Origin of the sequence: Streptomyces sp. NPDC096105 (genome assembly GCF_044763335.1) — a bacterium.
Lineage (GTDB): Bacteria > Actinomycetota > Actinomycetes > Streptomycetales > Streptomycetaceae > Streptomyces.
On the sequence record NZ_JBIWGC010000001.1, the window covers coordinates 20953 to 44484 of the forward strand.

At 72.1% G+C, this 23532-nt stretch carries 25 protein-coding genes and 1 pseudogene; 11 read left to right on the forward strand and 15 right to left on the reverse strand.

Annotated features, from left to right (window positions below; translation table 11 throughout):
* Positions 1-174: 174 nt before the first annotated feature.
* Together ACIQ8B_RS00090 and ACIQ8B_RS00095 are read left to right on the forward strand one after the other, a co-directional pair.
* A complete protein-coding gene (locus tag ACIQ8B_RS00090) occupies positions 175-864 on the forward strand; it encodes a maleylpyruvate isomerase family mycothiol-dependent enzyme (protein WP_290007263.1) in 690 nt (229 codons plus the stop codon).
* A gap of 39 nt (positions 865-903) precedes the next feature.
* Entirely contained in the window at positions 904-1560 is a 657-nt protein-coding gene (locus ACIQ8B_RS00095) for an MBL fold metallo-hydrolase (RefSeq protein WP_403544070.1), read from the forward strand.
* Between the two features lie 22 nt (positions 1561-1582).
* On the opposite strand, the gene aroQ is transcribed toward ACIQ8B_RS00095, so the two are convergent.
* The 7 genes from aroQ to ACIQ8B_RS00130 form a co-directional block, all read right to left on the reverse strand.
* Complete coding sequence (gene aroQ / locus ACIQ8B_RS00100; protein WP_106414744.1) at positions 1583-2056, reverse strand: type II 3-dehydroquinate dehydratase; 474 nt, start codon at positions 2054-2056, stop codon at positions 1583-1585.
* Between the two features lie 171 nt (positions 2057-2227).
* Positions 2228-3328 (reverse strand): calcium:proton antiporter, encoded by a 1101-nt coding sequence (locus tag ACIQ8B_RS00105; RefSeq protein WP_403544072.1) that lies wholly within the window; start codon positions 3326-3328, stop codon positions 2228-2230.
* 283 nt (positions 3329-3611) lie between these two features.
* Complete coding sequence (locus ACIQ8B_RS00110) at positions 3612-4613, reverse strand: TerC/Alx family metal homeostasis membrane protein (RefSeq protein ID WP_290007257.1); 1002 nt, start codon at positions 4611-4613, stop codon at positions 3612-3614.
* Between the two features lie 285 nt (positions 4614-4898).
* A complete protein-coding gene (locus tag ACIQ8B_RS00115; RefSeq protein WP_403544075.1) occupies positions 4899-6893 on the reverse strand; it encodes a TerD family protein in 1995 nt (664 codons plus the stop codon).
* A 93-nt stretch (positions 6894-6986) separates the two neighbouring features.
* On the reverse strand, positions 6987-7565 hold the full coding sequence (locus tag ACIQ8B_RS00120; protein WP_106414740.1) for a TerD family protein: 579 nt from the start codon (positions 7563-7565) through the stop codon (positions 6987-6989).
* A gap of 136 nt (positions 7566-7701) precedes the next feature.
* The gene (uvrB, locus tag ACIQ8B_RS00125; protein WP_403544077.1) at positions 7702-9852 is read right to left on the reverse strand and encodes an excinuclease ABC subunit UvrB; all 2151 of its coding nucleotides are present in this window, start codon (positions 9850-9852) and stop codon (positions 7702-7704) included.
* 40 nt (positions 9853-9892) lie between these two features.
* Entirely contained in the window at positions 9893-10756 is an 864-nt protein-coding gene (locus ACIQ8B_RS00130; protein ID WP_403544079.1) for an MHYT domain-containing protein, read from the reverse strand.
* 277 nt (positions 10757-11033) lie between these two features.
* Between ACIQ8B_RS00130 and ACIQ8B_RS00135 the strand changes: the two genes are divergently transcribed.
* Both ACIQ8B_RS00135 and ACIQ8B_RS00140 read left to right on the forward strand, forming a co-directional pair.
* On the forward strand, positions 11034-11936 hold the full coding sequence (locus tag ACIQ8B_RS00135) for a glycerophosphodiester phosphodiesterase (protein WP_403544081.1): 903 nt from the start codon (positions 11034-11036) through the stop codon (positions 11934-11936).
* A gap of 88 nt (positions 11937-12024) precedes the next feature.
* On the forward strand, positions 12025-12579 hold the full coding sequence (locus ACIQ8B_RS00140) for a methylated-DNA--[protein]-cysteine S-methyltransferase (RefSeq protein ID WP_290007249.1): 555 nt from the start codon (positions 12025-12027) through the stop codon (positions 12577-12579).
* A 9-nt stretch (positions 12580-12588) separates the two neighbouring features.
* On the opposite strand, the gene ACIQ8B_RS00145 is transcribed toward ACIQ8B_RS00140, so the two are convergent.
* Positions 12589-13017 carry a VOC family protein gene (locus ACIQ8B_RS00145; RefSeq protein ID WP_403544083.1) on the reverse strand — a complete coding sequence of 143 codons (429 nt, stop codon included), beginning with the start codon at positions 13015-13017 and terminating at the stop codon, positions 12589-12591.
* Positions 13018-13116: 99 nt separating this feature from the next.
* Between ACIQ8B_RS00145 and ACIQ8B_RS00150 the strand changes: the two genes are divergently transcribed.
* Both ACIQ8B_RS00150 and ACIQ8B_RS00155 read left to right on the forward strand, forming a co-directional pair.
* Positions 13117-14028, forward strand: coding sequence for a pseudouridine-5'-phosphate glycosidase (locus ACIQ8B_RS00150; protein WP_290007246.1), 912 nt, complete (start codon positions 13117-13119; stop codon positions 14026-14028).
* Positions 14025-14936: a carbohydrate kinase family protein gene (locus ACIQ8B_RS00155; RefSeq protein WP_403544085.1), complete on the forward strand. Its 912-nt coding sequence runs from the start codon at positions 14025-14027 to the stop codon at positions 14934-14936. Before ACIQ8B_RS00150 ends, ACIQ8B_RS00155 begins: the two co-directional genes overlap by 4 nt.
* 443 nt (positions 14937-15379) lie before the next feature.
* On the opposite strand, the gene ACIQ8B_RS00160 is transcribed toward ACIQ8B_RS00155, so the two are convergent.
* Positions 15380-15808 (reverse strand): CBS domain-containing protein, encoded by a 429-nt coding sequence (locus ACIQ8B_RS00160; RefSeq protein WP_403544087.1) that lies wholly within the window; start codon positions 15806-15808, stop codon positions 15380-15382.
* Between the two features lie 135 nt (positions 15809-15943).
* Positions 15944-16588, reverse strand: coding sequence for a uridine kinase (locus tag ACIQ8B_RS00165; protein WP_403544089.1), 645 nt, complete (start codon positions 16586-16588; stop codon positions 15944-15946).
* Positions 16589-16809: 221 nt separating this feature from the next.
* Between ACIQ8B_RS00165 and ACIQ8B_RS00170 the strand changes: the two genes are divergently transcribed.
* Both ACIQ8B_RS00170 and gltD read left to right on the forward strand, forming a co-directional pair.
* Positions 16810-17292 carry a DUF1772 domain-containing protein gene (locus ACIQ8B_RS00170; RefSeq protein ID WP_403544091.1) on the forward strand — a complete coding sequence of 161 codons (483 nt, stop codon included), beginning with the start codon at positions 16810-16812 and terminating at the stop codon, positions 17290-17292.
* Positions 17293-17316: 24 nt separating this feature from the next.
* A pseudogene (gene gltD, locus ACIQ8B_RS00175) lies at positions 17317-17466 on the forward strand (glutamate synthase); the annotation flags it as partial.
* Between the two features lie 189 nt (positions 17467-17655).
* On the opposite strand, the gene ACIQ8B_RS00180 reads toward gltD, so the two are convergent.
* The 3 genes from ACIQ8B_RS00180 to ACIQ8B_RS00190 all read right to left on the reverse strand — a co-directional run bounded on the left by ACIQ8B_RS00180 (position 17656) and on the right by ACIQ8B_RS00190 (position 19686).
* A complete protein-coding gene (locus tag ACIQ8B_RS00180; RefSeq protein WP_403544093.1) occupies positions 17656-18459 on the reverse strand; it encodes an SAM-dependent methyltransferase in 804 nt (267 codons plus the stop codon).
* An 81-nt stretch (positions 18460-18540) separates the two neighbouring features.
* Positions 18541-18825 (reverse strand): DUF397 domain-containing protein, encoded by a 285-nt coding sequence (locus ACIQ8B_RS00185; protein WP_106414728.1) that lies wholly within the window; start codon positions 18823-18825, stop codon positions 18541-18543.
* Positions 18826-19686 carry a helix-turn-helix transcriptional regulator gene (locus ACIQ8B_RS00190; RefSeq protein WP_106414727.1) on the reverse strand — a complete coding sequence of 287 codons (861 nt, stop codon included), beginning with the start codon at positions 19684-19686 and terminating at the stop codon, positions 18826-18828.
* A 236-nt stretch (positions 19687-19922) separates the two neighbouring features.
* Between ACIQ8B_RS00190 and ACIQ8B_RS00195 the strand changes: the two genes are divergently transcribed.
* Together ACIQ8B_RS00195 and ACIQ8B_RS00200 are read left to right on the forward strand one after the other, a co-directional pair.
* Positions 19923-20591 (forward strand): ATP-binding protein, encoded by a 669-nt coding sequence (locus tag ACIQ8B_RS00195; protein WP_403544095.1) that lies wholly within the window; start codon positions 19923-19925, stop codon positions 20589-20591.
* Positions 20588-21040 (forward strand): hypothetical protein, encoded by a 453-nt coding sequence (locus tag ACIQ8B_RS00200; protein ID WP_290007230.1) that lies wholly within the window; start codon positions 20588-20590, stop codon positions 21038-21040. The genes ACIQ8B_RS00195 and ACIQ8B_RS00200 overlap by 4 nt, the downstream gene beginning before the upstream one ends.
* A gap of 28 nt (positions 21041-21068) precedes the next feature.
* On the opposite strand, the gene ACIQ8B_RS00205 is transcribed toward ACIQ8B_RS00200, so the two are convergent.
* Together ACIQ8B_RS00205 and ACIQ8B_RS00210 are read right to left on the reverse strand one after the other, a co-directional pair.
* Positions 21069-21254 (reverse strand): hypothetical protein, encoded by a 186-nt coding sequence (locus ACIQ8B_RS00205; RefSeq protein WP_019525306.1) that lies wholly within the window; start codon positions 21252-21254, stop codon positions 21069-21071.
* A 156-nt stretch (positions 21255-21410) separates the two neighbouring features.
* Positions 21411-22100, reverse strand: coding sequence for a DUF899 domain-containing protein (locus ACIQ8B_RS00210; protein WP_403544098.1), 690 nt, complete (start codon positions 22098-22100; stop codon positions 21411-21413).
* 557 nt (positions 22101-22657) lie between these two features.
* Here ACIQ8B_RS00210 and ACIQ8B_RS00215 point away from each other — a divergent pair.
* Positions 22658-23500, forward strand: a complete 843-nt coding sequence (locus tag ACIQ8B_RS00215) for an MIP/aquaporin family protein (RefSeq protein WP_403544754.1) — start codon at positions 22658-22660, stop codon at positions 23498-23500.
* Positions 23501-23532 lie beyond the last annotated feature (32 nt).

Consider the following 23532-nt stretch of genomic DNA (forward strand, 5'->3'; position numbering starts at 1 on the left):
CTTCTCAGACTAGGGGGAGCCACTGACAACGCCGGTTCGGGTTCACGGATCGTCAACAAACCCCGGCTTTCCAGCATGCCCGACGCCGCACCCGACCTTATAGCACGTGCATTCGATTCCGGCGTCCGGTTCGCCTCCTTCACCCGAAGGTGTGACGCGGCTAGGGTCGGCGGCATGATGGATCACGCTGATGACCTGGCGTCTGTACAGGCCGCTACCGAGCGGCTGCTCCACGCGGTCGGCGCACTGGACGACGCGGCTGTGACCCAGTCGTCACGCCTGCCCGGCTGGACCCGCGGCCACGTCCTCGCCCACCTGGCCCGCAACGCGGACGCCCTGGTGAACGTTCTGGAGGGCCGCCCCATGTACGCCTCCGCCGAGGCCCGGGACGCCGACATCGAGGCGGGCGCCCCGCGCCCTCTGGGCGAGCAGCTCGCGGATGTACGGGCCAGCGCCGAGCGGTTCCGCGCGGCGGCCGCCGCCCCGGCGGACCGGTCCCGCGTCGTCGAACTGCGCAACGGCGTCACCGACCGCGCGGAGCGGGTGCCGTTCCGGCGCTGGATCGAGGTGGAGCTGCACCACGTCGACCTGGGGATCGGCTACGAGCTGGAGGACCTGCCGGCCGACTTCACCGACCGGGAGATCGCCTTCCTCGCGGCCCGCTTCACCGGCCACCCGGACGTGCCCGCGACCACCCTCTCGACCGCGGACGGCCGCACCTGGACGACCGGCGGCGGAGCGGACGGCGGCCCGGTCACGGTCGAGGGGACGCCCGCCGGTCTGCTCGGCTGGCTCGCCGGACGCCGGGACGGCGCCGCCCTGACGGTGAAGGGCGGGGACCTGCCGAAGCTGCCGCCTCTGTGAGCTCGGTCCGTCGCCGCCTCCGGCGCTAGGCTGACGCCCATGACGTACAGCGGGCGGGTGACGGTCGGCGGACCGGCCGACGTGCACGAACTCAAGGACCTGATGATCACCAAGGTCGCGGTCGGCCCCATGGGGAACAACGCGTACCTGCTGCGCTGCCGGGCCACCGACGGTCAATTGCTGATCGACGCGGCGGACGACGCCGACACGCTGCTGGGCATGATCGGTGACGACGGCATCGCGTCCGTCGTCACCACCCACCGGCACGGCGACCACTGGCAGGCGCTCGCGGAGGTCGTGGCCGCCACCGGCGCCCGCACCTACGCGGGCCGGTACGACGCCGAAGGCATTCCGGTCCCGACCGATGTGCCGGTCGACGACGGTGACGTCATCCGCGTCGGCCAGGTGGAGCTCACCGCCCGCCACCTCGTCGGCCACACCCCCGGCTCGATCGCCCTCGTCTACGACGACCCCCACGGGCATCCCCATGTGTTCACCGGGGACTGCCTGTTCCCGGGCGGTGTGGGCAACACCCGCAAGGACCCGGAGGCGTTCGCCAGCCTGATGCACGACGTCGAGACCAAGATCTTCGGCGTCCTCCCGGACGAGACCTGGGTCTACCCGGGCCACGGCAACGACACCACGCTCGGCGCCGAACGCCCTCACCTGCCGGAGTGGCGCGCACGCGGCTGGTGAGCGGGCGGCCGGCCCGCCCGGGTCACGTCCCGGCCAGCCCCGGACCCGCCAGCGCCGCGATCCGCTCCACCGCGAACACGTACCCCTGGACGCCGCACCCCGCGATGACGCCGTCGGCGCGCAGCGAGACGTAGGAGTGGTGCCGGAAGCTCTCCCGCCGGTGGATGTTGGAGATGTGGACCTCCACCACGGGCATGCCGTCGCAGGTGTTGAGGGCGTCCAGGATCGCGACGGAGGTGTGCGAGTAGGCGCCCGGGTTGATGACGATGCCGCAGTGGTGCAGCCGCGCCTCGTGGATCCAGTCGACCAACTGACCCTCGTGGTTGGACTGGCGGAGGTCCACCGTGCCGTTGTGCGCGGCGGCCGCCCGGGCGCACATCGCCTCGACGTCGGCCGGCGTGTCGCGCCCGTAGATCTCCGGCTGCCGCTGCCCGAGCAGGTTCAGATTGGGCCCGTTGAGGATCATGATCGGGGCGTCGGCCAGGTTGCGGGGCACGTTTCCTCCGGTCCGTCGGCGGTGCGGTCCCTCGCCGGGACCGCTGATCGCACCCGGTCTATCACGCCACGCCGGAGGCTCGTACGGCACTGCCGTCCGGCCGTGATGCCCGCTCGCACCGGGAAGTGCCCGCGGCCGCCCGGATGTCCGGTCGGCCCCAGGGCCCCTCGGTCAGGGGTTGATCGTCAGTTCCAGATAGGCGGCGAGCAGCACCAGGTGCACGCCTCCCTGAAGCGGTGTGGCCCGGCCCGGGGCCACGGTCAGGGCGCTGACCACCACCGTCAGGGCGAGCAGCACCATATGAGTGTTGCCGAGGCCGAGAATGAGCGGGCCGGGCAGCCAGAGCGAGGCCAGCGCGACGGTCGGGATGGTCAGGCCGATGCTGGCCATCGCCGAGCCCAGCGCCAGGTTCATGCTGGTCTGCACGTGGTTGCGGTGCGCCGCGCGCACCGCGGCTATGGTCTCCGGCAGCAGCACCAGCAGGGCGATGATCACACCGACCACGCCGTGGCCGAGACCGGCCGCCTCCACCCCGGACTCGATCGTCGGTGACACGCCTTTGGCCAGGCCGACGACGCCGACCAGGGCCAGGAGCAGCAGCCCCAGGCTGATCAGCGCGGTGCGCGTGGAGGGCGCCTCGACGTGCGCCTCGGGGGAGGGTGGCTCCCCGTGCTTCACGACCGGCAGGAAGTAGTCGCGGTGCCGCACGGTCTGGGTCGCGACGAACAGTCCGTAGAGGCTCAGTGAGGCGACCGCGGCGAAGGTGAGCTGGACGGTGGAGAACTCCGGGCCCGGCTTGCTGGTGGTGAACGTCGGCAGCACGAGGCTGAGAACCGCCAGCGTGGTCACGGTGGCGAGGGCGGCTCCGGTGCCCTCCGAGTTGAAGACCGCCGTCTTGTGCCGCAGCGAGCCGACGAGCAGGCTGAGTCCGAGGATGCCGTTGCAGGTGATCATGACGGCGGCGAACACGGTGTCCCGGGCGAGCGTCGCGCTCTTGTCCCCGCCGTCGAGCATCAGGGTCACGATCAGCGCCACCTCGATGACCGTGACGGCGACCGCCAGCACCAGGGAGCCGAACGGCTCGCCGACCCGGTGGGCGACCACCTCGGCGTGGTGCACGGCCGCCAGCACCGCTCCCGCCAGGACCAGGGTCACCAGCACGACGATCCCGCCGGGCAGGTCCCTCCCCCAGGTCAGGGCGAGCAGCACGACCGCGAGCACCGGAACGGCGAGCGTCCAACGACCTGCCAGGGACTTGATCCGGTCCGTCATGCGGCGCTCGTCCCCGGCGTGTGGGGGTGCCGCACCTCGAGGACTGTCGACCACCGGGCGACCGTGGAGGGCGTCGGACCGGTCACCGCCGTACGGCGACCTCTTCCGCTCCGTGATCCTGATCGTCTGGGGGTCATCATGGTCACGCATGCCCTCCTGGTGTTCGTCGATCGCGGTCGGCGCCGCCCGGGGCGGCGCGCTGGAACGTGCGGGACCGGGAGCGAAGGCCGGCGGCATGCCGGCCTTCGCTCCCGGTGCCCGGTGTTCCCGGTGTCCGACGGGGTCAGGCGTCGATGTCGGTCTTCTCGGGGCTCCCTGTCCGCCCGGTGGCCGCCTCGGCCTGCGCCTGCTTCCGGGACGCCCGGAGACTGGTGATCGTGGTGACGATCAGCACCGAGCAGATCACGCCCAGGGAGACCGGAATGCTGATCTCGGGTACGTGCACCCCCGACTCGTGCAGGGCGTGCAGCACCAGCTTCACGCCGATGAAGCCCAGGATGATCGAGAGGCCGTAGGACAGGTGGACCAGCTTCTTCAGCAGTCCGCCGATGAGGAAGTACAGCTGCCGCAGACCCATCAGCGCGAACGCGTTCGCCGTGAAGACGATGTACGGGTCCTGGGTCAGACCGAAGATCGCGGGGATCGAGTCCAGCGCGAACAGGATGTCGGTGGAGCCGATGGCGAGCATGACGACGAGCATCGGGGTCATGACCCGCTTGCCGTTCTGCTGGATCCACAGCTTGGTGCCGTGGTAGCGGTCGGCCACGCCGAAGCGGCGCTCGGCCGCCTTGAGGAGCTTGTTCTCCTCGAACTCCTCGTCCTCCTCCTCTGCCCTGGCCTCCTGGATGAGCTTCCAGGCGGTCCAGATCAGGAAGGCGCCGAAGATGTAGAACACCCAGGAGAAGCTGGCGATGATGGCGGCGCCGGCGGCGATGAAGATCGCGCGCAGCACCAGGGCGATGAGCACTCCGACGAGGAGCACCCGCTGCTGGTACTGCGAGGGCACGGCGAACTTCGCCATGATCAGGACGAAGACGAAGAGGTTGTCGACGCTCAGCGACTTCTCGGTGATGTAGCCGGCGAAGAACTCGCCCGCCGGCTGGCCGCCGCCGAAGACCAGCAGACCGAGCCCGAAGAGCGCGGCCAGAACGATCCAGACGATGGTCCAGATCCCGGCCTCCTTGACGGAGACGTCATGCGGTTTGCGGCCGATGAAGAAATCGGCGGCGATGAGAGCGCACAGGCCCACGATCGTCAGGACCCACACGTTCAGGGAAACATCCATTGCGCCTCCGGCAGTTGCGTCACACGGCAAATGTCAGCGTCGTCGCTGCCGGAGGTCTCTTCCACCCGGACCTGGGACGCTCGATGCGTCCCGATGATCCTCGGGCCGACGCCCCGGGATCTGGCCTGATCCGTATTGACGGGGTCGCCGCACAGACAGGGAGTACTCCCCTCCGTGCGGCCAAGAGTACCCAATCACCAAGGGTTGGTAAAGAGATCGATAAAGAAAGCCACAAAGACCCAGGTGGGAGGGCTTTGCATGCCCTTGATCAAAGGGGTCGGAAGATCATCTGCTCCCAGTGCGGCGCGCCTCGGCGACCTTGGTGAGGACCTGGCGGAGCACCTCGCCGCCCTGCGGCACCACCGGCGGCTCATACGTCCAGGCATGCCCCACCCACGGGTCGGCGAGGTGGTCGTCGGGCACCGGGGTCAGTCGCAGCAGCGAGCGCCACAGCGGGTCCAGCAGCGGGCCGTAGCCCGCTGACTCCTCGCGGTCCGCGACCATCATCAGGTGGACGCCGACCGACGGTCCCTCGTCGACGAGGTAGCGCAGCTGGTTCACCGCCCGGTCGTCGAAGCCGTGCGGGAAGTCGTTGACGATCAGCAGCTGCTGCGAGGTGTCGAAGCCGGGCGGCAGCGCGTCCGGTGCTCCGCCGCGCAGCGCCATCTGCACCAGGTCGACCCGCTGGGTGAGCCGGGCCAGCACCTCCGTCACGCCCGCGGCGCCCTGGGCGGGCGGACCGGCGAGGACGCCGGTCCGGGTGAGCGGGGCCAGCGCCTGCGCGCCCGACCCGGCCGGATCGATGACGTGCACGGTGAACTCGCCGGCCGGGTGGACGGCGAGCAGCCGGGCGGCGTGCGCCACGGCGGTCTCCATGGCCAGGCGCCGCATGTCGTGGGAGTCGGTGAACGACCCGTCCAGGGAGTCGGTGCGCCCGCTGTCGATCCACAGTCCGCGCTCCAGCGGCAGGCGGAGCAGCATCGGGATGCGGAGCGGCTCGGCCTCGGGCAGCCGGAGGTCGCCCAGGCGCAGCGCCATGGGTATCTCCATCGGCACCCGGTAGGCGTGCCAGCAGGGGGTGTCCCAGCGGGCGAACGCCGGGGGCAGCGCGGGCTCGACGACCTCGGACTCGGCGACGAGCTGGGCGACGTCCCGGTCGAGGGACGCCCGCGCCTGGTCGACGAGTCGCGTGTACCGCGCGCGGGCCGCCTCGCGGACGGCGTCGCCCTGTCCGCCGATACGGCTGCGCGGGTCGGACAGGGCCTGCTCCAGCTCCTTGTCCATCCGCGACTCGGCGAAGTCCACGGCGCTGCGGTACGCGGCGGTGGTGCGGGCCAGGTCCTCGAACATGCCCCAGACCTGGTTGTAGAGCCGCTCCTCCATGGACCACCCGGTCGCGTCGCCCGCCACCGGCTGCGCGGGCTGTCCGGGCTGCGCCGGGGGCGCCGTGGGCGGGGGCGGGGGCGGGGCGGAGGTCCGGCGCCGGGGGTGACTGTAGTCGACCGGGCCGCCGGAGGACGCGTACGGGTCGGTCGCGCCGCCGTAGGCGGGCTGCGGTCCGCCCTGCCCCGGGCCGCCGGCCGGCTGCCCGCCGTACGGCGGCACGGTGCCGGGGGCTCCCTGCGGCGCGGCGCCCTGGTCGGGGCCGGCCGCGGGGGCCGCGGCCTGACGGGAGCGGTCGCCCTCGGACGTGCGGGGCGGGGGCGCCTGCACGGAGCGGGCGAGACCCCGGGCGACGGCCTCGTCGATGCCGGCCGCGAGCTGCCGGGCCTCGGACAGCCCCTGGTCGGCGAAGAGTTCGGCCAGTCCTCCCGCGTATCCCTGGCCGACGGCGCGTACCTTCCAGGCGTCCTGCCGCCGGTACAGCTCCAGCGCGACGACGGCCGACTCCAGGTCCAGGCCGGTGATGGTGTAGCTGGCGACCTCGGTGCCGTCCAGACCGGTGACGGCGACGAAGGGGGCCGCCACGGTGCCGAAGCGGGCAGGTCCCGCGCCGCCGTTCGCGGCGGGCAGGGCGAGGAGCACGCTGACGCGGTGGACCGCGTCGGTCATGGCGTCCAGGTCCACCGCGAGTCGGTGGTCGGCGGCCGCCTGGCGCGACACCTCCAGGCCGGGCTGCACGGGGGCGCCCGGATGGGCCACCCACTCCGTGCCGTGGATCCGTCCGTTCTCGTCGCTGAGCGCGGCGGCGGCCGCGACCGGCGTGCCGGCCGAGATCCGGATCTCCAGACGGGACTGGGAGAGCGGGTGGTTCTGCCCCCGCACCAGTTCGGCCGTCATCGCCTTGGTCCCCCTGCGTCGCGTGGAAGTGTCGGGTGCGCCGAACCGGCCCCCGCGCGGGGGCCGGTTCGGCCGCGGGTGCCTGGCGGGTGCCTAGAGGACCGGCAGGATGGCCGGCATCAGGTCCTGGAAGGTACGGCCGTTGGCCGGGTTGCCGAGGGCCGTCATCGTCCAGCCCGAACCGGTGCGGTGCACCTTGGCCATGATCTGGGCGGTGTAGGGGCCGCCGCCGGCCAGCGTGTAGCGGGCGAGCTCCTGGCCGTTGGTCTCGTCGACCAGGCGGCAGAAGGCGTTCTGCACTTCCTGGAACGTCTGGCCCGTGAAGGAGTTCACGGTGAAGACGATCTGGTCGATGTGGACCGGGACGCGCGAGAGGTCGACGAGGATGGCCTCGTCGTCGCCGCCCTGGCCGACACCGCCGACGAGGTTGTCACCGGTGTGGCGCACGGAGCCGTCGTCACTCACCAGGTGGCGGAAGAAGACGACGTCGACCGGCTGCTTGTCGGCGAAGAGGACGGCGGAAGCGTCCAGGTCGACCTCCCGGGTGCGGGAGCCGAACAGGCCGCGACGAGGGGCCGCCTGCCAGCCGAGACCCATGCGCACCGCGGTCAGGCTGCCGCCGTCGTCCTTCTGCAGACTGATGGCCTGACCCTTGGTCATGTTCACGGTCACGCGCTGATTCCCCTCTCGTACGTCCCCTGTTGCCGCGAAGACCGCGGTTGACCAGAACCCTACGCAGGTGCACTGACAGCGACGTACCCCGGTCCGCACTTTGTGTCGGTCTTGCAACACATTCCGTGTGCGGACGTCAGGACAGGCCCGCCTCCCGCATCTGCCGCAGCTCCTTCTTCATCTCGGACACCTCGTCGCGCAGCCGTGCCGCGATCTCGAACTGCAGGTCGGCGGCGGCGGCCCGCATCCGTGTGGTGAGCTCCTCGATCTGCTCGGCGAGTTCGGCCGCGGGGCGGTCGGTGGGGACGGTCTCGGCGGCCTCACCCTTGGCCCCCTTGGCGTTCTTCGCGCCCTTGGCGGCCTTGCCGCCGAGGGCGGGCACGGGCGTCCTGGTGCCGCCGCCGTCCTTCCTGGCCTGGCGGTAGCCCGAGCCGAGCAGTTGCTCGGTGTCGATGTCCTCGCGGGCGATCTGCGCGACGATGTCGTTGATCTTCTTGCGCAGGGGCTGCGGGTCGATGCCGCGCGCCTGGTTGTAGGCGATCTGCTTCTCCCGGCGGCGGTTGGTCTCCTCGATGGCCTTCTCCATCGCCGGTGTGATCTTGTCGGCGTACATGTGGACCTGGCCGGAGACGTTGCGCGCCGCGCGGCCGATGGTCTGGATCAGGGAGGTGCCCGACCGCAGGAAGCCCTCCTTGTCGGCGTCGAGGATCGCCACCAGGGAGACCTCGGGCAGGTCGAGGCCCTCGCGCAGCAGGTTGATGCCGACCAGGACGTCGTACTCGCCGCTGCGCAGTTCCCGCAGCAGCTCCACCCGGCGCAGGGTGTCGACGTCGCTGTGCAGGTAGCGCACCTGGATGCCGAGTTCGAGGAAGTAGTCCGTGAGGTCCTCGGCCATCTTCTTGGTGAGCGTGGTGACCAGGACGCGCTCGTCCTTCTCCACGCGCGTACGGATCTCGTGCACCAGGTCGTCGATCTGGCCCTCGGTGGGCTTGACGACGACCTCGGGGTCGACGAGGCCGGTCGGGCGGATGATCTGCTCGACGAAGCCGTCCGAGCGGGAGAGCTCGTACTGGCCGGGGGTGGCCGACAGGTAGACGGTCTGGCCGACGCGCTCCTGGAACTCTTCCCACTTCAGCGGGCGGTTGTCCAGGGCGGAGGGCAGCCGGAAGCCGTGGTCGACGAGGGTGCGCTTGCGGGAGGCGTCGCCCTCGTACATGGCGCCGATCTGCGGCACGGTGACGTGCGACTCGTCGATGACGAGGAGGAAGTCGTCCGGGAAGTAGTCCAGCAGCGTGTTGGGCGGGGAGCCCGGGGTGCGGCCGTCGAAGTGCATCGAGTAGTTCTCCACACCGGAACAGGTGCCGATCTGGCGGAGCATCTCGATGTCGTACGTGGTGCGCATGCGCAGCCGCTGGGCCTCGAGGAGCTTGCCCTGCTTCTCCAGCTCCGAGAGGCGCTCGCCGAGCTCCTTCTCGATGTCGTTGACCGCGCGCTCCAGCCGCTCGGGGCCGGCGACGTAGTGGGAGGCGGGGAAGACGTAGAGCTGCTGGTCGTCGCTGATGATCTCGCCGGTGAGCGGGTGCAGCGTGGACAGCGCCTCGATCTCGTCGCCGAACATCTCGATGCGGACGGCGAGCTCCTCGTAGACCGGGAAGATCTCGATGGTGTCGCCGCGGACGCGGAAGGTGCCGCGGGTGAAGGCCATGTCGTTGCGCGTGTACTGGATGTCCACGAAGCGGCGCAGCAGCTCGTCGCGGTCGATCTCGTCGCCGACGCGCAGGGGCACCATGCGGTCCACGTACTCCTGCGGCGTGCCCAGGCCGTAGATGCAGGAGACGGAGGCGACCACGACGACGTCGCGGCGGGTGAGCAGCGAGTTGGTCGCCGAGTGCCGCAGCCGCTCGACCTCCTCGTTGATCGAGGAGTCCTTCTCGATGTAGGTGTCCGACTGCGGGACGTACGCCTCGGGCTGGTAGTAGTCGTAGTACGAGACGAAGTACTCGACCGCGTTGTTCGGCAGCAGCTCGCGGAACTCGTTGGCGAGCTGGGCGGCCAGGGTCTTGTTCGGCGCCATGACCAGCGTGGGGCGCTGAAGCTTCTCGATCATCCACGCGGTGGTGGCGGACTTGCCGGTGCCGGTGGCGCCGAGCAGGACGACATCCTTCTCGCCGGCCTCGATGCGCCGGGCGAGCTCGGCGATGGCCGCGGGCTGGTCGCCGCTGGGCTGGTAGGGGCTGACGACCTCGAAGGGCGCCACCGTGCGTTCGATCTGGGAAACGGGCCGCATGCCATCCACCGTACGACCCCCCACTGACAACGGGTCCGGGTCAGCGTCGCTGGGGGGTGCGGGAGCGGTGTTCCACGGGGCCGCGGGCGCGCAGCCGGGCTCGGACCGAGGGGTGGTGCGCCGGGGAGTGGGCGGGGATCCCGGGCAGGCGGTCGGCGGAGGGCGCCGGGGGCCGGCCCATGACCACCAGCGGGTCGAAGATCACCACGACGCCCGCGAGGACGAGGACGGCGAGCGGACCGACCATCATGGGGCCGAGCAGGGCGGCCGCGGACTCCCCCGTGTCGGGTTCGGCCGTGCCGTGCACGTGCACCTCGACGGCGGCCATGCCGATGTAGTGCATGCCGGTGACCGCGAGGCCCATGACCAGACTCGCGCCCACGCTCCACAGGAAGCCCTTGGCCTGACCGGCCGCCCACAGGGCGGCGCTGGCGGCTGCCATGGCGACGACGACCGAGGCGGCGACGGCGACGGTGTTGTACTCGATCCGCCCGTCGAGGCTCATTCCGGCCATGCCGAGGTAGTGCATGGAGGCCATGCCGAGGCCGGTGATGGTCCCCCCGGTGAACAGGGCCGTCCCGGTGGCGCCCTTGTAACCGACGATGAAGATGCCGATGCCCACCATGACGACGGCGACGGCCAGGCTCGCGAAGGTCATCGCGCGGTCGTAGTGGATCGGCGTCCCCTCGACGGTGAAACCCATCATCGCGATGAAGTGCATCGTCCAGACGCCGGCGCTGATGGCGGCCGCCCCGAGCGCGAGCCAGCCGGGCCGCCAGGAGCTGGGCGCCAGCCCGGCCCGGGTGGTGCAGCGCAGTCCGAGCGCGCCTCCCAGACAGGCCATGAGATAGGCCACCACAGGTGTTACCAGCCCGTAACTGAATCCGTCGACCGTGCCCTGCATGCGCGGCTGCCCTTCCGCCCTGTACGTCCCGCGTTGCCCGTTGTGCGCCCCCTCCCAGAACCGCTGCGGCGGCCAGGGTTTCGCAGAGAGTATGACCCCCACCGGATTGGTCGAACGACTATCCGGCAAACAAACACGTCCTTGCCCCAGGTGTGTGGCACCCGTGCGCGGAGTCCGGTGACCGGCGTTCAATCCGTGGCCATCCCGCACCCGTCTCGCGTTGACCCTCTGCTGTCACAGTGGATCCGACCGTGACCGTCCGACGCGAGGAGCACACATGCACGCACGCGCTGTCGCCGCCTCGACCACCGCGCTCGCGGGGGTCGTCGTCCTCCTGCTTCCGCTCTCCCCCGCCCGGGCCGCCGAGAGCGCCCGGGCCGCCGAGGGCTCCGGGGGTGCCGCGGCCGCTCCCGTGATCGTCGCGCACCGGGGCGCCTCCGGATACGCCCCGGAGAACACGCTCGCGGCCGTCGACAAGGCGGCCGCCCTGGGGACCGAGTGGGTGGAGAACGACGTCCAGCGCACCAAGGACGGCGAGCTCGTCGTCCTCCACGACGACAGCCTGGAGCGCACCACCGACGTCGAGGAGGTCTTCCCCGACCGGGCACCCTGGAAGGTGAAGGACTTCACCGCCGCCGAGATAGCCCGTCTGGACGCCGGCAGCTGGTTCGGCCCCGAGTACGCGGGCGCGCGCGTGCCGACGCTGGAGGAGTTCGTGCACCGGGTCGACCGGCACCGGCAGAAGCTGCTGCTGGAGATCAAGAACCCGCAGCTGTACCCCGGCATCGAACGGGACATCCTCAAGGTCCTCGCCGACGAGGGCTGGCTCGACCGTAGGCATGTGCGGCAGCGGCTGATCGTGCAGAGCTTCAGCGCGGACAGCGTGCGCACGGTCCACGAGCTGGCCCCGGCGGTGAAGACCGGCTTCCTCGGGAGGCCGCCGGTCGCGGACCTGCCGGCGTACGCGGCTTTCACCGACCAGATCAACCCCTCGCACGGGTCGCTCACCGCCGGCTACGTGAGCGCGGTGCACGCCCTCAAGGGGGCGCACGGCAAACGGCTGGAGGCGTTCACCTGGACGGTGAACGACGCGGCCGCCGCCCGGCGGGTGGCCGGCTTCGGGGTGGACGGCATCATCACCAACAACCCTGACGTGGTGCGCGACGCGGTGGGCTGCTGAGGCCTCGTCAGGACTCGGTCCCTCCCGGTCGGCCGTGGTTCCGCCGTTCCGCCGGGCGTTGTCGGTGGCGGGCCGTACGGTGGGGCGCATGGACAGCGATGGGCGGTACGGGCAACGGGTCGTGTGGACCGTCGTGGACACCCGCATCGGTCCGCTGCTGCTGGCAGCGACCCGACAGGGCCTGGTCAACGTCGTGTTCCACGCCACCGACGAGGTGCGTGACAAGGCGCTGGAGCGGCTCGCGTCCCGGCTCGGCGCCGAGCCCGTGGAGGAGCCCGGCTCTCCGTTGCTGGCCGAGGCGATACGCCAGCTCGACGCCTACTTCGCGGGTGAGCGGCACTCCTTCGAGCTGCCGCTGGACTGGTCGCTGATCTCGGGCTTCCACCGCGAGGTGCTGCGCGAGCTGGCCTCCGGCGTGCCGTTCGGCACGGTGGTGGGGTACGGCGATCTCGCCGGCCGGGTCGGTCAGCCGGGCGGCGCGCAGGCCGTGGGCATGGCCATGGGCGCCAACCCGCTGCCGGTGGTCGTGCCCTGTCACCGGGTCGTGGAGAGCGGGGGCGGCATCGGCGGGTTCGGGGGCGGGCTGGAGACGAAGAGGCGGCTGCTCGCCCTCGAGGGTGTGCTGCCGGAGCCGCTCTTCTGACACCGCTGTTCAGTCGTAGTGGCGGGCCTCGAAGATGTTGCCGTCGGGGTCGCGGAAGTAGAAGCTGCGCCTGGCCTGGCCGCGGGCGCCGAAGGAGTCGTGCGCGATGTCCGAGACCGGGACCGACTGCTCCTGGAGACGGCAGAGGAGGGCGTCGAAGGCGTCCGCGGCCAGGGACAGGCAGACGTGGTTGACGGGGTGGCCGGAGCTGTCGGCGGCCCCGGGGAGCATCGTCATGCGGTCCGCCTCGGAGCGCGGCATGAGGCCGAGGATGGTCTCCTCGCTGACGCGCACCGAGGGGAAGGGCGCCTCGCCTGCCGCGAAGTCGGTGAGCCTGACCGGCTCCAGGCCGACCGCCTTCTCGTAGAACTGCGCGGCGGCGATGGGGTCGTCCACCCAGAGAACGATGTGGTCGAGCCGGGTCGCGTGGTCCGTCATGGCCCCAGCCTCCGTGAGCCCTGTGACGCGCCGCAAGGGTTTGGCCCGGCGTGCCGCCCGCCAGAGATGGAGGGAGAGGCGGCAGACGGGAGGCGGCGCGTGGTGCTCATGGTGTCGGAAGAGGTACGGGGCGCGATCGCGGCGGGGCGGCCGGTGGTGGCCCTGGAGTCCACGATCATCGCCCACGGCCTGCCCCGGCCGCGCAATCTCCAGGTGGCACGCGAGCTGGAGGCCGTGGTGCGACGGGAGGGCGCGGTACCGGCGACGATCGCCGTGCTGGACGGCCGGCCGCGGGCCGGCCTGGACGAGGAGCAGCTGGAGCGCGTCGCGAACGAGGACGGCGTCCGCAAGCTGGGCCACCGCGACCTGCCGCTCGCGGTGGCCACGGGGGCGAGCGGAGCGACGACGGTCTCCGCGACCGCGCTGCTCGCCGCGCTCGCCGGGATCCGGGTGTTCGCCACCGGGGGGCTCGGCGGGGTGCACCGGGAGTGGACCGTCACCCAGGACGAGTCGGCCGACCTGGGGCTGCTCGCGCGCACCCGGATCACCGTGGTGTGCGCGGGGGTGAAGTCGATCCTGGACGTGCCGGCGACCCTGCAGCGGCTGGAGACGCTGGGCGTGGCGGTCGCCGGATACGGCACGGACCGGTTCCCCGGCTTCTACCTGTCGGACTCCGGGCATCCCGTGGACTGGCGGCTGGACACCCCGGAGGAGGTGGCCGGGGTGATGCGGGCGCAGGACGCCCTCGGGGGCCCGGAGTCGGCGCTGATCGTCGCCAACCCGGTGCCGGAGGACGAGCAGCTGGATCCCGAGACGCACGCGCGGGTGCTCGACGAGGCGCTGCGGGCGTGTGAAGCCGCCGGGGTCACCGGTCAGGGAGTCACGCCGTTCCTGCTGGACCACCTGGTGCGGCACACCGACGGCGCCTCCCTCGAGGCCAATCTGGCGGCGGTGCGGGGCAACGTGGCCCTCGCGGCCCGGGTGGCGGCGGCCTGGGCCGCCGGGGAGTGACCGGGTCGGGCGGGGCGCTGCTGGTCGTCGGCGACGTGATCACGGACGTGGTCGCGCGCCACGCCGGTCCGCTCGCCCCGGGCACGGACACGGCGGCCGTGATCCGCACGGTGCCGGGCGGGGCGGGCGCGAACGTCGCCTGCTGGGCGGCGCGCCGGGGCGGGTGCGAGGTGCGCCTGCTGGGGCGGGTGGGCGCGGACGCGGCGGCCTGGCACGAACGGGAGCTGACCGCCTGCGGGGTGCGTCCGCGGCTGGTGGTGGACGCCGACGTGCCGACGGGGACGGTCGTGTGCCTGGTCGACGAGGGCGCGGCGGCCGAGCGGACCTTCCTCACCGACAGTGGCGCGTCGGTGCTGCTCGGGCCCGAGGACTGGTCGGGCGCCTTGCTGAACGGGGTGGCGCGACTGCACCTGTCGGGCTACCTGCTGTTCAGCGGAAGCGGCCGGGCCCTGGTCGCGGTCGCGCTGAAGGCGGCGGAGGCGCGCGGGGTGCCGGTGAGTGTGGACCCGGCGTCGGCCGGATTCCTGGCCGAGCTGGGTCCGGAGAGCTTCCTGTCGCTGGTGGAGGGAGTGGAGGTGCTGCTGCCGAGCCACGACGAGGCGTGCCTGCTGACGGGGTGTCCGGACGCGGCGGAGGCGGCTGCGCGGCTGAGCCGGCGGGTGCCGCTGGTGGTGGTCAAGCAGGGCGCGGAGGGTGCGCTGCTGGCGCGGTCCGGCGAGGTGTGCGCCCGTGTCCCCGCCGTGCCGGTGACGCCCCGGGACACGACGGGGGCCGGTGACGCCTTCACCGGGGCCTTCCTCGCGGCCCTGCTGGCCGGTGCGGCTCCCGGGCAGGCGGCGGAGGAGGGGTGCCGGGCGGGGGCTGCGGCGGTGGAACGGGTCGGTGCACGGCCGCCGGCACGGGACTGAGCGTCAGGCAGCCGGTGCGGGACCGGCGGGAGGGCGCGCGCGTCCCGGACGGAGAGCCGGCCGTCGTGGGTCCGCGCTCCTTCGTCCACAGGCGGGAACCAAGCGGAACACGGCGTTTCCACAGGCCCGCACGCGGTCGGCCGGTCGCCGGCACACTGGTCCGGCAGGCGGACGAGGAAGCGCGGCACGGGGGGATCCATGCGAGGGGGACCGAATGTCCAGGGCAGTGAGGCCACGGAACGGGTGGCGATCGTCGCGGTGCCGACCATGGTGTGGGGGGTGTACGGCATGAGCGTCGGCCACATGCCGGAGCCGCACTGGCGGTACGGCCATGGCATGGTCGTCGGGCTGATACCCGGGTACGTACCCGCTGCGGTACCGGGCGCTCCGGCGCAGCGGCTGGCTGCGACGTCCGCCCGTCCCGCCGGGCACGGGCGGAGGGGTCAGCCGGAGGCGGACCGGGCGTAGACGCTCTCGGCGAAGGCGGCGATCTGTTCGTCCGTCAGGTGCCGTGCCAGATCGGCCTCGCTGATCATGCCGACGAGGCGCTTGTCGTCCATGACGGGCAGTCGGCGGATCTGGTGGGTGCGCATCTCGGTGAGGACGTCGTCGACGTCGGCGTCGGACTCGATCCAGCGCGGTGTGCCCTTGGCCATCTCGCCCGCGGTGACCTGGGCGGGGTCATGGCCCATGGCGACGCAGCCGACGACGATGTCGCGGTCGGTGAGGATGCCGCAGAGCCGTTCGTTCTCGTCGCTGATGGGCAGCGCGCCGACGTTCAGTTCGCGCATCAGCTGTGCCGCGCGGTCGAGGGTTTCGTGCGCGGGGATCCACTGGACGCCGCGGTGCATGATGTCTCCGGCGGTGGTCATGGGATACCTCCCGGTGCCGGACGGCCGGCGCGGCGCGGGGCGCGCCGCGAGTCCCGACGCCCTTCATTGTCTCCGGGCCGCCGGAGGACGGCACCCGCAGCGGACGGCGCCGCGCAGACCGGCGCGGCCAGGCCCTCAACCGCGCTCTCGACCGCGCCAGGCCGGATGGCGCGGGTCGTCGGCCCGCACCAGTACGTCGGCGGTGCCGGCCGGGTCGGTCTCCTGCTCGTAGCGCTCGAAGGCGGGCAGGGTCCAGTGCTCGGCCTCGGGAGTGCGGCGGCGCAGCGCACCGGGTGAGAGGAGGACGTGGACGGTCAGGTCGAAGGGGAACCAGTGGTGCAGGAGGAGCGGGCCGTGCAGCAACAGCAGGCCTCCGGGCGGCAGTCCGGCATACGGGCTGCGGGTGGCGCGGTCGGTGACCGGGTCCCGGAGGTCGGGCAGCACCCGCCCGCTGCCGCCCGGCCCGAGCGGGTCGAACACCTCGCGCCACAGGGCGCCGGTGTCGTACCAGCCGCTGTAGTAGGACTCGAGGTCCTGGTGACCGTACTCGAGCCGGACCGAGGCGGGGCGCAGGAAGCCCTCCGTGCCGACGACGAGGCTGGGGCGGCCGCGGACGCGCAGCGCCTCGGCGAGCCGCTCGGCGAGGTCGCCCGGGCGGGCGGCCGGGGCGCCGTCGAGGGCCACGCGGGGCCAGGGAGAACCGTCAGCCGGGTCGAGCTCCCGCAGGCGCTCGGCGAGTACGTCGACGAGCCGGTCCCAGGTGATCGCTTCGAGTCGCACACGGCCATGATGCGGTACGTCCCGGACCACACCGGAAGTGCCGGCGAGGGCGGTGCGCCGTGGGCGGGCGCGAGCCGTGGACGCTCGCGCATGGGTGCGCGCCGCTCGGCCATGGTCCGCTGCGGCAGGGACGCGTTCACTGGTGGTGCGGGCGGCCGGAGGACGGTGCCGGCCGGAAGGACGAGAGTGACGAAAGCGATGGGAGTGACGGGGGTGAGGACATGGGTGACGGGCCGTATGCCGTGCTGACGGCGCTGGGTGTGCTGGGGACCGGGCTGGTGGCCGGGGTGTTCTGCGCGTTCTCGACGTTCGTGATGAGGGGGCTCGCGGCGCTGCCGCCGGCGCGGGGCGTGGCCGCGATGCAGGCGGTCAACGTGGCGGCGGTGCGGCCGCCGTTCATGGTCGTGTTCCTCGGCACGACGGTGCTGTGCGCGGTGCTCACGGTGGTGACGGCCGTGGCGCGGCCGGACGAGGGGGTGGTCGCCTCGGTGGTGGGCGGCGTGCTGTATCTGTGCGGGTCGTTCGGGCTGACCGCGGCGGCGAACATACCCCGCAACGACCGGCTGGCCCGGCTCGACGCGGGCGGTGCGGAGGCGGCCGCGTACTGGCCGGAGTACGTGCGCGGGTGGACACGGTGGAACCACGTCCGTGCCCTCGCCTCGGCCGGTGCCGCTCTGGCGTACCTCCTGGCCCTCACCGGCTGACCGGCCGGACGCGACGAGCACCCGGCCGGGTGGTGTGGCCCTGCGCCGGAGGCGGAGGCCGACGCGCGGTTGTTCGCGGCGTCGGCGCTGCGCTTCGAGGGGGAAGGGCGGGTGCGCGGGCTGCGCCTGGTCGAGGTGGACGCCAAGCGCAGGCCCGTGCCGGGGACGGAGCGGCCGGACGCTCCTGCCGCCCGCCCGGGCCGGCACGCGGCCCCGCCCGGTCTCAGCCCGGCGCACCCGCCTCCCGGCACGGACCGGCCCACGCGCACCGCGCCGCGCCGGTCCCGCCACGCCATGCCACGACACACCGACGCCCCCGGGCTCCCGGCGTCGGCCGGGCTCCCAGGGGCGTCGGGTGGCCGCCTACGGCTTGCGGGCCACCGCTCCGTAGCCGGGGATGACCCCGTCGTCCTGGCCCGGGACCGGGTCGCCCAGTTCGGGGCGCCAGAGGTGCGGCACCTGAACGCCCGGTTCCACGAGGTCGAGGCCGTCGAAGAAACGGGTGAGCTCCCCGCGGCTGCGCAGCGCCAGGGTGACGCCCGCACCCTTGAGCTTCGCCGTGGCCTCCTCCGACTCCTCGGGCGTGAAGTCGGCCGTGGCGTGGCTGATCACCAGGTAACTGCCCGGGGGCAGGGCGTCCACCAGCCGCGTCACCAGCGCGTGCGCGCCGTCCTCGTCGGGGACGAAGTGCAGCAGCGCGATGAGCGACAGCGCGATCGGCCGGTCGAAGTCGAGGACCTTGCGCGCGCCCTCCAGGATGGTGTCCGGCTCCCGGACGTCGGCCTGGAGGTAGTCGGTGACGCCCTCCGCCGTGCCGCGCAGCAGGGCCTCCGCGTGGGCCAGCACGATGGGGTCGTTGTCGCAGTACACGACGCGGGCGTCCGGCGCGATGCGCTGGGCGACCTGGTGCAGGTTCGGCTCGGTGGGGATGCCGGTGCCTATGTCGAGGAACTGGCGTACGCCCTGCCCCGCGAGCCAGCGTGTGGCGCGCTGCATGAACGCGCGGTTCACGCGCGCCATGACCGGCACGCGCGGATCGAGGGCGAGCATCTGCCGGCCCATGGCCTCGTCGACCGGGTAGTTGTCCTTGCCTCCGAGGTACCAGTCGTACATCCGCGCGGGATGCGGTCTGGTCGTGTCGATCTCGACGGGGTGCTGTCCGGTCATGACGGACTCCGTAACTGTCTGCAAGCGTTAGTGATCAATTCAGTGCCAAGGAGGAAGCAAAAGGTAGTGCGGCAACGGGGGTCAGGACAGCAGGAAATCCGCCTCTCCGGCCTTGGCCCCCTCGATGAAGGCCGTCATCTCGGCGGAGGTGTAGATGAGCGCCGGCCCGTCCGGGTCGGTGGACTGGCGCACGGCGATCCGGCCGTCGTCCAGCTTCATCGCCTCGAGGCAGTTGCCGCCGTTGCCGCCGCTCCAGGGCTTGTGCCAGCCCTCGCTGCCCAGCTCCCGGGCGGGCATGCCGTTGTAGATCCGTGCGGCGTGCGCCCGCGCACGCGGCTGGGTCTTCGGGGGCTTGATGAGTTCCATTCACAGCTCCTTGCGGAGATCCCGGAGGATCCCCTTCGTGCGATGTGCCGTGGCGGCCTGCGCCGCCATGCGGTCCATGACCTCGAGGTGGGTCGCCACCTCGGTGCGCGCGTCCAGGTAGACGGCGCCGGTCAGGTACTCGCTGTAGACCATGTCCGGCAGTTCGGGCATGGCAAATCGGAACAGCACGAACGGCCCGTACGTGCCGGGGTGGGGCCCGCTGTCGAAGGTCGCGATCTGCAGCGTCACGTTGGGCAGCGCCGCCGCCTCGAGCAGCTTGTCGATCTGCGCGCGCATCACCTCCGGGCCGCCGACCCGGCGGCGCAGCGCGGTCTCGTCCATGACGACCCACAGCCGGGGCGCGTCCTCGCGGGTGAGCAGTTCCTGCCGTCGCATGCGCAGGTCGACGTGGCGTTCTATGTCCTCGGGCCGGGTCTGCCCTATGGCGCCGGAGCGCAGCACGCCGCGCGCGTAGTCCTCCGTCTGGAGCAGTCCGGGGACGAAGTGGGGTTCGTAGCTGCGGATGAGGGAGGCCGCGCCCTCCAGGCTGACGTACATGGAGAACCAGCCGGGCAGGATGTCGTGGAAGCGCTGCCACCAGCCGGGCTTGTTGGCGTCCTCCGCGAGCTGGACGAACGCCTCGGCCTCCTCGTCGGAGACGCCGTAGGCCTTCAGCAGCAGCTGGAGGTAGGGGATCTTGAGCGCCACCTCGGCCATCTCCATGCGGCGCACGGTGGCGGGCGCGACGCGCAGGATCCGGGCGGCCTCCTCCCGCTTGAGACCCGCGCGCTCACGCAGGTCCAGCAGGCGGCGCCCGAGGACGACCTGCCCCACCGTCGGCGCGGACCGGGGTTCGCTCACGCTCCACCTCCCTCGAACAAATAGTGACAGCCCGGCGGCGCCGTCCGGTGATCCGGCACGGAGACCAGGTACGGAGACCAGGTGATCCGAACTCACATTCGAATTAGTCTCCGGCGATCCCAACTGACGCCGCACGAGGTGCTGTTGCGAGCAGTGTGCCACGCCCGTCCAGACCGTCACACAGCACTCTGCAATTTTCAGAGTGACACTTGCCAAGTGTTCACGGCGGGGCGATAGTGGCAAGCGTGATTCCGTCCGCGCCCTTAGGAACAGACGCCGCCGCAGCTTCCGTCGGCCTCGGCGCCGCCCCGGCCGCCGCCCCCTCCCCGGGGGCCGCCGCCGAGCGCCGGTTCCGCTTCGAGCTGGCCGCTCACCCGGGTTCCCCCGCCCGGGCGAGACGGCTGACACGGGCCCGGCTGACCGGCTGGTCGGTGTGCGAGGACACCTGTGACACGGCGGCCCTGGTCGTCTCCGAACTGGTCACCAACGCCATCGTGCACACCGCGAGCAGCCGTGTCGTCTGCGAGCTGCACGACGATGACGACCTGCTGCGCATCGCCGTGCGGGACGAGGGCTGCGCGCCGGGCCGGCCGCGGGCGAACTTCCGGCAGCAGCCGGAGGAGGAGCACGGAAGGGGACTGCTCCTCGTCGACGCCCTGTGCCACGCGTGGGGCGCCCACGAGCACGGTCCCGGCCTGCTGGTCTGGGCGGAACTCCCCCGCACCGCCGGCACTCCGCCCGGCTCCGGCGAACCCCGCGGCGACCTCGGCTGGGGCGCCCGGTCCAAGCCCGGTCCGGCCGGCGGCTCGGAGGACGGCGAGGGCGGGGCCGGCGACGGCGGCCGGGACCACCCGGCCGAGCAGCGTCTGAGGACGCCCGCCGAGCGGGACGGAGGGCAGGCGTGACGGGCCCCGGCGGCACACGCGTGCTGAGCCTGGACTCGCTGGTCCGGATCCAACGCGGACGGCAGACGCCCGACGCGCCCCGGCGGCTTCCCGTGCCGGAGGGCATGACCGCCCCGATGGGCTGCGACGCGGTGGCCGTGCCGGCCCGCTTCGGCCCGCTGGTCCTGCCCCGGCTGCCCCGCGTGGGGTGCGTGTACGCCGATGACGCGCACTGGTGGTGGCTGGTCCCGTCCGATTCGGACTACGCCCTGGAGTGGCCCGCCCCCGCGCACTACGCCGCCGGCGCGGTCCTTCCCGACACCCCGGCCGACACGGGCGCCGCCGGTCTCCCGGGGCTGATCCACCGCCCCGACGGCACGCTCCCCTACACGCCGCCGATACCGCTGTACCTGGCCCTGTGCCGCCTCACCGGAACCACCCCCGTCTGGTCACGCCCGGTCACCGCCTGACGGCCGCGCACGGCGCCCCGCGGGGGGCTCACGCCACCGCCTCACCGCCGGCGCCCTCGCCGCGGACGATCACCAGGAACATGTCGGTGGCGAGGTCCATGACGACCTCGGCGGGCAGGCCCTCCAGGCGCCGCGCGTGCGCGAACTCCTCCGCGGGCCAGGAGCCGCGCGGCCCACCTGCGGGAAAGCGTTCGAGCACCGTTCGCCCGTTCACCCTGCCACCTCCATGTAGCGCTGTACTCGTAGAGTTAAACGCCAACCATGGGGCGAACGCCTCGTGCGGTGACGGTACTGAGACGTAGTTGACACCCGTTCACTGCCAAGTGTGAGCGCGCTCTCAGCTTTTCGGAGCAATCCGTCACTGTCCGTGTCAGTTGTCGTACTCGTCGTGGTGGCGGAGACGCTCCTGCGTCACGGGCACCCCGACGGCGTACGCGCGTCCCTGTGGCTCCTCCCAGGGCTCCTGCCTGCCGAGCGCGGTGAGGTCCAGCAGGCTGGTGGTGGAGCCGAGCCCCTCCAGGCCGCGTCCCCAGGCCGAGTAGGTGTGGAAGACCCGGTCGCCGTCGCGCAGGAAACAGCTCACCCCCGGCCGCTGGACGGGCCGGCCGTCCTCCTCCGAGAACATGTCCAGGTCCGCGTCGAAGTCACCGGAGCAGGACGAGTACCAGGGCACGGTCCAGCCCATCCGGGCCTTGAACGGCAGGATGCGGGTGAACGGCGCGCGGGAGACGGCCGCGAACGTGGTGCGCCGCGCGTGCAGGTGGGCCAGGTGTCCGATCTGGTCCAGGAAGGCGGAGCAGCAGCGGCAGCCGGCCTCCCACGCGGGGTCGAAGACGAAGTGGTGCACGACGAGCTGCTGCCGTCCCTGGAAGAGGTCGAGCAGCGTGGCCCTGCCGTCGCCGCCCTCGAAGACGTACGCGCGGTCGACGGGGACCATGGGCAGCCGGCGCCGTTCGGCACGGAGGGCGTCGAGCGCGCGGGTGACGGCCTTCTCCTTGTCGAGCAGTTCTTCGCGCGCCGCACTCCACTGGGCGCGCGAGACGATCTCCGGAAGCGACATGGCTCCTCCTGGGCAACGGTCCCGTTGCGAGGAGTGACCGGGGTGCCGGACGGAACTCATCGCCCGCACGCAAGATTTTTTCGCCGCCCGACATGCCCGGGTCACACGCCGCGCGGCGCGCCGGACGCTTCCGGGCGGCGCCGCCCAGCGCGCCGCGCGGCAACGCGCTCCGGGGGCCGGCCCGCGGCACCGGGACCGGAGGGCACGGGCGAGGCACGGCGAGGGCGGTGCGGGTCACGGGGCCCTGCCGTCCGGCCGAGGCGGCCGGTCCTTGGCGGGCGCTTTCGTCCGCTCCCCCCGGACCCGTGCGGAAACCTCGCCCCTAACTCCCCGAACACCCCGAACGCCCCGCAGTATTCGCCCTTCCCTTCCTCTTCGCTCACCGAACTGGGCCGTTGGTGGGAAAGACCGCTCCCCGCGCGCCTGGGCACCGGGGCGGGCCTACGCTGCCGACATGGGGAGGCACAGTCCGCGCCATTTCCGTTCGAGGAGAGCTGATGGCTGATCGCATTACAGCTCCACGCCGACGCGGCTATCGCGAAGGCATCGGCGGCGAGATGCTCGCCGAATTCCTGGGGACGTTCGTCCTCATTCTGCTGGGTCTCGGATCTGTCGCCGTCGCGGTCGTGGGCCTGCCCGGTTCCGGGCGGCAGTTCGTGGATTTCGGGCCGGCTAACTGGCTCATCATCTGCTGGGGCTGGGGCCTCGCCGTCGTCTTCGGCGTCTACGTGGCGGGCGGCATCAGCGGCGCCCACATCAACCCGGCGGTGACCCTGGCCTTCGCCGTGCGCAGGGACTTCCCCGTGAAGAAGGTGCCCGCCTACTGGCTGGCCCAGCTGCTCGGCGCCTTCGTCGCCGCCGCGCTCGTCTACGCCTGCTACCGCTGGGCGATCGACGCCGCCGACGCGAAGGCCGGTCTGGCCCGTGACGAGTCACTGGCCACCTATTCCATTTTCGCGACCTTCCCCGCGGAATACTTCGGGAATTCCTGGTGGGGCCCGCTGCTCGACCAGATCGTGGGCACCGGCGTTCTGCTGCTTCTGATCTGCGCACTCATCGACCTGAAGAATGTCGCTCCCCTGGCGAATCTCCACCCGTTCCTCATCGGCCTGGTGGTCGTCGCCATCGGCCTCACCTTCGGCACGAACGCCGGATACGCGATCAATCCCGCGCGCGATTTCGGCCCCCGCCTGTTCACCTACTTCGAGGGCTGGGGCGACATCGCGTTTCCGGGCACGTTCGGGTGGTTCAGCGGCTACTGGTGGATCCCCGTCGTCGGCCCGCTGATCGGCGGCGTTCTCGGCGTACTGGTGTACGACCTGCTCATCAAGCCGGTGATCACCGCCAGGACGCGGGCGATGGAGGACCAAGAGGAAGGCCCGGCCACCGAGGAGGCGTAGGCCCCCGGGACCGTCGTCAACTCAGAAAGGTT

Coding starts and splice junctions, on each gene's coding strand:
- ACIQ8B_RS00090 (WP_290007263.1), top strand. CDS start 175: ATGATGGATCACGCTGATGACCTGGCGTCTGTACAGGCCGCTACCGAG.
- ACIQ8B_RS00095 (WP_403544070.1), top strand. CDS start 904: ATGACGTACAGCGGGCGGGTGACGGTCGGCGGACCGGCCGACGTGCAC.
- ACIQ8B_RS00105 (WP_403544072.1), bottom strand. CDS start 3,328: ATGACGGACCGGATCAAGTCCCTGGCAGGTCGTTGGACGCTCGCCGTT.
- ACIQ8B_RS00110 (WP_290007257.1), bottom strand. CDS start 4,613: ATGGATGTTTCCCTGAACGTGTGGGTCCTGACGATCGTGGGCCTGTGC.
- ACIQ8B_RS00115 (WP_403544075.1), bottom strand. CDS start 6,893: ATGACGGCCGAACTGGTGCGGGGGCAGAACCACCCGCTCTCCCAGTCC.
- uvrB (WP_403544077.1), bottom strand. CDS start 9,852: ATGCGGCCCGTTTCCCAGATCGAACGCACGGTGGCGCCCTTCGAGGTC.
- ACIQ8B_RS00130 (WP_403544079.1), bottom strand. CDS start 10,756: ATGCAGGGCACGGTCGACGGATTCAGTTACGGGCTGGTAACACCTGTG.
- ACIQ8B_RS00135 (WP_403544081.1), top strand. CDS start 11,034: ATGCACGCACGCGCTGTCGCCGCCTCGACCACCGCGCTCGCGGGGGTC.
- ACIQ8B_RS00140 (WP_290007249.1), top strand. CDS start 12,025: ATGGACAGCGATGGGCGGTACGGGCAACGGGTCGTGTGGACCGTCGTG.
- ACIQ8B_RS00145 (WP_403544083.1), bottom strand. CDS start 13,017: ATGACGGACCACGCGACCCGGCTCGACCACATCGTTCTCTGGGTGGAC.
- ACIQ8B_RS00160 (WP_403544087.1), bottom strand. CDS start 15,808: ATGACCACCGCCGGAGACATCATGCACCGCGGCGTCCAGTGGATCCCC.
- ACIQ8B_RS00170 (WP_403544091.1), top strand. CDS start 16,810: ATGGGTGACGGGCCGTATGCCGTGCTGACGGCGCTGGGTGTGCTGGGG.
- ACIQ8B_RS00180 (WP_403544093.1), bottom strand. CDS start 18,459: ATGACCGGACAGCACCCCGTCGAGATCGACACGACCAGACCGCATCCC.
- ACIQ8B_RS00185 (WP_106414728.1), bottom strand. CDS start 18,825: ATGGAACTCATCAAGCCCCCGAAGACCCAGCCGCGTGCGCGGGCGCAC.
- ACIQ8B_RS00210 (WP_403544098.1), bottom strand. CDS start 22,100: ATGTCGCTTCCGGAGATCGTCTCGCGCGCCCAGTGGAGTGCGGCGCGC.
- ACIQ8B_RS00215 (WP_403544754.1), top strand. CDS start 22,658: ATGCTCGCCGAATTCCTGGGGACGTTCGTCCTCATTCTGCTGGGTCTC.